A 6939-nucleotide genomic window follows, 5' to 3' on the forward strand; every position below is an offset into this window, starting at 1 on the left:
TTAATTCAATCATGCGATAGTTAGATTTTGATACAAGTATTTTATACTTAACGATGTAGTTTTAAATTTAAATTGAATTGAAATAAAAATAAGGTATTTTAGTAAAATACAACTTAAATAAAGTTAATGACAGCACAATTAACTTTAGAGACAACAAGATTAAATTTGCGTCCCTTATATTTGTCAGATGCACGTTCTCTGCAAAAGGTAATAAGTATAAGTGATATTGCCGATACTATGATTTCTATTCCTTACCCTTATCCTGATAGTGAAGCTGAAAGATATATTCGCAAGAAAATTGCTGAGTTTGAATCAGGTAATTCTGTAACTTTTGTTATTGAACCAAAAGAGAAAAGTTTCCTCAGAGGTGTGATTGAAATTCGAGAAATTGAGCCAGAGCATTCTCAAGCAGAATTAAGTTTTTGGTTAGCGGTTGAATGTTGGGGGAAGGGTTACATGACTGAAGCATTAAAACCTGTATTAAATTTCTGTTTCAACCATCTCCATCTGAACAGAATTTATTCTTATCACATGACAAGAAATTTAGCTTCTGGTCGAGTATTAAAGAAAAATGGGTTTGTACGAGAAGGAATTCTACGTCAACGGGTCAAGAAGTGGGGTGTATTTGAAGATGTAGTGATACTTGCAATCCTACGTAAAGATTGGCAAAATTAATTTTAATAGCTTAAACTATAATTATATTTAATGTTTTATTGTTTAAAAGTAATTAGTACCAGCTTTAGTAAGAAATTTTTGTTAATAAGTACTAAATCATAACAAAATACTTTTTTTGGTTGAGGTGGTATTTGTGAGTTTTTAAAATTAGCGCTCGCATAAGGAATAGTTATTATTTGGTTGTATAAATTTTATACAAGTTCTAACTACAAATTGGAGCTATAAATTAGAACATCTGATACGAGCAATAATTTATTTAAAATAGAAATTCATTTAAGTATACATTTAAAACTTTTTTAAGCCCATTATGTATCTTTTTTTTAATTATTTAATTGGGCTTTGAAGATTCTTTAACAATTGTGACTAGAATGCAAAATTTGCATTAGTTTGAAATGAAGGCGGCAATTTTACTTGCCGAACTCATAAATAAAATGTGTCCATAGTTTTCAAAAATAGTAGGTATACAAGAGTGTCTATTCCTCTTCTAACTTATTCTCCTTCCAGTCAAAATCAACGCGTACCTGGGTATGAAATTCCAAACGAAGAAAAACCCAGAGTTTATTCTAGTGAATTTTCATATAATCCCAAAGAAATCAATGAGTTAATTTGGGCTGCATACTATCAAGTATTCCACGAGCAACAGATGCTCAGCAGTAACCGCCAAGCATTCTTAGAATCTCAGCTTGCATCAGGTCAGATTACTGTAAAAGACTTTGTCAGAGGATTAGCACTTTCCGATCCATTTCGTCGACTAAACTACAATAGCAACAACAACTATCGTTTCGTTGAAATCTGTTTTCAACGTCTTTTAGGTCGTCAAGTTTACGATGAACGTGAAAAACTTGCTTGGTCAATTGTATTAGCAACCAAGGGTCTGAGAGGTTTTATTGATGAATTACTAAATAGTGAAGAGTACATGACCAATTTTGGTTATAGCACCGTTCCTTATCAAAGACGACGTATTTTACCTCAACGTTCTCATGGTGAATTACCCTTTGCTCGCATGGCTCGTTATGGGGAAGACTACCGTAATAAACTACCAAAATCTAGCTTAGCTGCTGCATTCAAACCTAAATATGAGCTTTCTGATAAACCCATTGTTTTAGGTCTTTTAGCAACTTCTGCAGCGTTGGTTATTGCTGTATATCTATTACCTATACTTGGTGTTCTACCAAAATTGGGTACATTTTAGATATCTAAACAGTTACTGGTTAACGATTTAGACAAATCACATTTAAATATCTGTTGAAGATGTTTTCATCTCTTCATCTTTACTTCACAAACTGAGTTGTGAAGTCTATATTTCTTTTACAGAGACGCGGTCTTTCTGATCTAACTTCAGGTCATAGTATCGCGTCTCTAAAGATTATTTTTGACAAAAAATCCAAACCGATGTGGCTATTAAATATTTTCAATTTAGAGATTTTTAAAGAATAATTTCTGCCGTAATTTCTGAATAAAATCCAAAAAGATAGCTCTGTTACATTCGATTGATGAATTGTCTGTAAATATAAAATTTGCTCTTCGGAAAAAACTTTCTGATTTACTAAATTTAGTTCGAGAGTTTTTATGCAGAAAAAAACAATCGTATTGGTAACTGGTGCATCAGGATTTATTGGCGCTCATTGTGTCTTAGCTTTGCTAAAGAAGGGTTATGCGGTTCGAGCAGTTGTGCGTTCGGAATCGCGAATAGAGAAATGCAAAGCCCTAATTAACGAACATTGTTCCGGTGATGCGGATGTAGAATATGCGATCGCAACTCTGGATGCAGATCGAGGGTGGGATACTGCGGTTGAAGGGTGCAAATATGTTATTCATGTTGCTTCGCCATTACCATTAAACCAACCATCAGACCCAAATAAACTCATAATACCTGCCCGCGACGGTACTTTACGGGTCTTAAAAGCTGCTAGTCGTGCGGGTGTAAAAAGGATTGTTATAACATCTTCAGAGGCTGCAGTATGTGGCTCTCCCTTAAGAGAAAAAGACTATATTTACGATGAAAAAGATTGGACAGATCTAAGTAATAAAACAGTCACGGCTTACAATCAAAGTAAAACCATTGCAGAACGAGCAGCTTGGAATTTTGTCAATGAAAATAACTCTATAGAACTAGCAACTGTATGTCCAGGTGTTGTATTGGGTCCAATGTTAGAGCCAAAAGTTAACACTTCTTTAGAGTTGATCAAAAGACTGATGAATGGAAGTATGCTACTAATTCCACCTATTGGCTACGAAATTGTAGATGTTCGTGATGTTGCAGACTTACATTTACTAGCGATGGAAAAACCCAATGGTGCAGGTGGTAGATTTATCGCAAGTGCTGGGTTCATGTGGTTGGAAGAAGTAGCTGAAACTCTCCGCAGCAGTTTGGGTAAAGACGCAAATAAAGTCCCTACTCGTCACGCACCTACTTGGTTGGTTCGTTTTTTAGCATTATTCGATCCTACTATCCGTATAATTTTACCCGATCTCAATCAGTTAAGAAGAACTAGTTATGAAACTTCTAGAAGGGAATTAGGATGGATACCGAGACCTCCCGATGAAGCTGCGATCGCTACTGCTAAGAGTTTGCTTGCTTATGGAATACTTGATCGCAATTCTTGAAATAACTATTTATTACCCAACACGGTTCAGATAAGACTATAGCGGTTTCCATTTGAATCAAATACATTTTATATTCCCATTCTGTGGAGATGTTGCAGAGGCTAACGCCGACACCGCAGGCTCTGCAACGTCTCTACAAGGTGTCTGCACTCAACCGAAAACCCCTATATTCACATCTTGCATCAAGAAAAACGCTTGAATAAATAATACTCAGTGTAACTGACCGCCTTGGACTAAAAGTCCCAGGCTTATAGGCAAAGTCCTTTAAAAGAGGACTGAAGAAAGCTTGAAAAAAAGTCTTATTAATAACTATTGTTTTTAGTCATTTGCACTTATAAGTGCAAGATTTGAGTATAAATTTGTTGGTAGGATGTTACATATGCTAACGACGCCCTTACTGCTCTGCAAGGTCTTTACATGCCAAAAATAATCATGGTTCAATTTTAACTGAAGCGTATAAATTTATGACTTATGGGAGCGCACCAAGATACGCCCTAATTAATGATATTTTCTTAAAATGAGATAATTCCAGTGAAATCTAGCTTTTTCAGCAGAATTTATCCGCCTTCGGCGGAAGGCAGAAGTACGAGGGCAGAGGGCAGAAGGAAAAACCTGGTATAAAAACTAAAACTTCTTGCCTATTACTAACGTAACGCTGCGCTAACCGCCACTGGGGTTTAAAACCCCACCGTCTTACGGTGTCCACAATTAGTTGGGGTTTAAATCCCCATCTAATTGAACTTCTGCCTTCTGCCTCCTGCCTTCTGCCTTTTTTAATATAAAGGGATATTATGCGCGATTCAGTAACTTATCAACTTTTAGTAGACGAAGGTCGAGCTGAAGGTAGTCAAGAAGCTACTCACAAAATAGCAATTAACCTTCTCAAAGAAGGACTTTCGATTGAATTAATTGCAAAAACAACTGGTTTAATGGTGGAAGAAGTGCAGCAATTACAAAGCACTCAAGTTGATAATCAGGCTGAGTAAATATTTATTACTTATTTCTTTTTCTTGTTGTATTGAGATTTCCAGTGTGTTTGATATGCACTGGATTTTTTGTGTGCTGTGAACAATATGAAGGTGTTTCAGAAACTTTATAGTAATAGTGTAATAAATAAACATCATACACTTAAGTATTATTTATTATTTTTAACTTAAATACTCAAAAGCTCTAGGGTAAATACTTAGAGGCAATTACAAAATTCATGAAGTAAAATACGAACATTAATAATGTAACTTATAAAACATAATAAAGTGATTATAAATCAACTTCAAGGAAGTACTCCTAAAAAAATAAATATTGATTATAAGTTAAACAACACTCGTCAACTCTTACAAGAACTAGGTAACTCAATTTCTAAGTTGGTCAACTCCTCAGAGGATGTTTTTTCCGACCCTGGAATCAAATCTTCCTTAAAAGAATTTTTTACTGTTTATCAAGAAGCAGTAGAAAGGTTAGAAAATCCTAGTTTTCGGATTGCAACTTTAGGAACAACCTCTTCAGGAAAATCAACTATTGTTAATGCGCTAATTGGTCGGAAAATTGCACCGATTGAAGCAGGGGAAATGAGTGGTGGGGTTCTCAGTCTTAAACATTCTCAGCAACGAAAACTTAAGATTGCAGATACTAAGGATGCTGTTTGGGATACTGGAGAATGGACGGGATTAAGTGATGAGGATTTATATCAACGCATTCGTACAGTAATGCACTCTTATCACGATGCGCGAAAGAAACGGGAATATGTCGCACCACAAGTTACTGCTTCTGTTCCTCTTTTACCTGCTTCCGATCCTTCTTTTCTAGGTTTACCGGAGGGGATAGGGATTGAATTATTTGACTTACCCGGACTTAAATCAGTTCAAGACCGGACTAACTTAGCAACTATTCAACAGCAAGTTAATAAAGCCTTTAGTATAGTAGCTTTAGACTATATGCAGGTAGATGACAATCACAGAAAGCTTTTATTGGAAGAATTAAAAAAAGTCGTTGAATATTTACAGGGTCGTACAGACTCAATGATTTTTATCTTAAATCGGGTGGATCAACGAGGTACAGATGATTTACCCCTAGAAGAGCGAATTAATAAGCTAAGAAAAGAAATACAAGAGGTTTTATCGCTTCCTAAACTTCCTGATGTTATTCCTTTTAATGCTCGTCTTTTATATTATGCTCAATGTGCTTGGGGTTCGGGAGCTTTGAACGAACCATCACAAATCGATGGGAAAACCCGCTTAAAGTTATTGAGTGCAATGTTTCAAGATTGTGCAAGTTTAATCAAACTAAATACGAAAGAAAATAAAAGTTTAAAAAGGTGGTTTCGCGATATTGAAGACCAAGTTGAGGATGAAGAATATATCGATGATGAAACCATGCGGAAAATTCTTCACTATTGTTTAGAGTGGAGTGGTGGTACAGAACTTTGGAAATGTTTCCGGGAAAGAGTTAAAGATTCGTTTGCTGAATTAGTTATACTTCCTGCATTAATGGGAGTATTTAATCACTATAATGCTTTATCTAAAAAATTTGACGTTCTGATTGATGCAGGAAAGATTTATAATCAAGAACAAGTTAAAAGAAAACGAGAAAAAATCAACGATATTCGTAATTTTTTTCATCAACATGTTAAGCAAATAGGCAAAGAATTTAAAGCTGAAATTGAGGAATTAATATCAGGGTTGAAAAAACACGATCCTCAAGCAGATTTAGAAGTTGTAAAAAATGCCAAAGAAAAAGGATATGAAGGTTTTAATTCGATCGTAAATGCTGTCTCTGGTGTAGAAGCAGACTTGACTAAATATCTAATCGCTCCAGTTCGTTACGGTTTAAATAACAATCAATTATATTTCCAGCTAAGAGATAAATTACAAGAAGTTGTATCCCCTGCATTAGCTGATGATATTGCTAAAACCTATGATAATGTGAGTCGAAGATTAAAATCATTTTCTCGTGAGTCAGAATATTTCGTAAAGTCTGTGAGAACTGATAATGATAAAGGGAAAAAAGAATTAGAGCATGATGAGCGTCATGTTCGTCTCTTGTATCACACCATGAAAGTAGCAATGTCAGCAAGAGCAGAATTTTTTCTGCAAGGGAAAGCAAAACAATTTGAACAAGCTTTAGAATCTTTCGTTGACGAACAAGTTAAGAGATTAAAAAATCATTTATCAGAACAAACATTCGCTTCTTTAATCGATCTAGAAAATGCAGCAATCAGTGATTTACAACAAAAATTAGATAAAAATTTACCAACCTTACCAGATAAGTTTTTCGAAGTGCAATATGATTTCAAACTAAATCATACTAGGAAAACAGAAGTAATTGGACAAAAAACAGAATATGAAACACGCACTAAAACAGAATATGAAAGTAATGAAGAAACTTATGAAGAAGGTTCTTGTTTCAAAGAAACAAAAACTAGAACAAAAACACAACCTGTAACTCGTGAGTATCAAGAAGAAGTAACTCGTGATGTAACTGGAGAGGTTGAATATATTAATATGTTCCTCCCATCTCCCGACTTAATGGCTAAGCAATGGTCAAGTGGGGTGAAGAAAAAGAAAGAAAGTTTGTGGGTATCCCCTCAAAATTCCGGGGTAAGGAGTTACTCAGGTATCCATGACCAACCAAAAGGATTAGAAGAGGACTTATCCCGAATTA

General features: G+C 35.1%; 5 protein-coding genes. All 5 read left to right on the plus strand.

Annotated features, from left to right (window positions below):
* The first annotated feature begins 126 nt into the window (after positions 1 to 126).
* On the plus strand, positions 127 to 675 hold the full coding sequence (locus tag BC008_RS04995) for a GNAT family N-acetyltransferase (protein ID WP_027842859.1): 549 nt from the start codon (positions 127 to 129) through the stop codon (positions 673 to 675).
* A gap of 469 nt (positions 676 to 1144) precedes the next feature.
* Positions 1145 to 1867 carry a phycobilisome rod-core linker polypeptide gene (locus BC008_RS05000; RefSeq protein ID WP_036265220.1) on the plus strand — a complete coding sequence of 241 codons (723 nt, stop codon included), beginning with the start codon at positions 1145 to 1147 and terminating at the stop codon, positions 1865 to 1867.
* Positions 1868 to 2244: 377 nt separating this feature from the next.
* Positions 2245 to 3282, plus strand: a complete 1038-nt coding sequence (locus tag BC008_RS05005) for an SDR family oxidoreductase (protein ID WP_027842860.1) — start codon at positions 2245 to 2247, stop codon at positions 3280 to 3282.
* A gap of 791 nt (positions 3283 to 4073) precedes the next feature.
* A complete protein-coding gene (locus BC008_RS05010) occupies positions 4074 to 4268 on the plus strand; it encodes a hypothetical protein (protein WP_027846813.1) in 195 nt (64 codons plus the stop codon).
* 267 nt (positions 4269 to 4535) lie between these two features.
* The coding region (locus BC008_RS05015) for a dynamin family protein (RefSeq protein ID WP_235595798.1) at positions 4536 to 6939 on the plus strand (2404 nt) is incomplete at its 3' end.

It is taken from the genome of Mastigocoleus testarum BC008 (genome assembly GCF_001456025.1).
GTDB classification, from domain to species: domain Bacteria; phylum Cyanobacteriota; class Cyanobacteriia; order Cyanobacteriales; family Nostocaceae; genus Mastigocoleus; species Mastigocoleus testarum.

Bases quoted from the DNA above. Each gene is read 5' to 3' on its own strand.
- BC008_RS04995 (WP_027842859.1), top strand. From the start codon at position 127: ATGACAGCACAATTAACTTTAGAGACAACAAGATTAAATTTGCGTCCC.
- BC008_RS05005 (WP_027842860.1), top strand. From the start codon at position 2,245: ATGCAGAAAAAAACAATCGTATTGGTAACTGGTGCATCAGGATTTATT.
- BC008_RS05010 (WP_027846813.1), top strand. From the start codon at position 4,074: ATGCGCGATTCAGTAACTTATCAACTTTTAGTAGACGAAGGTCGAGCT.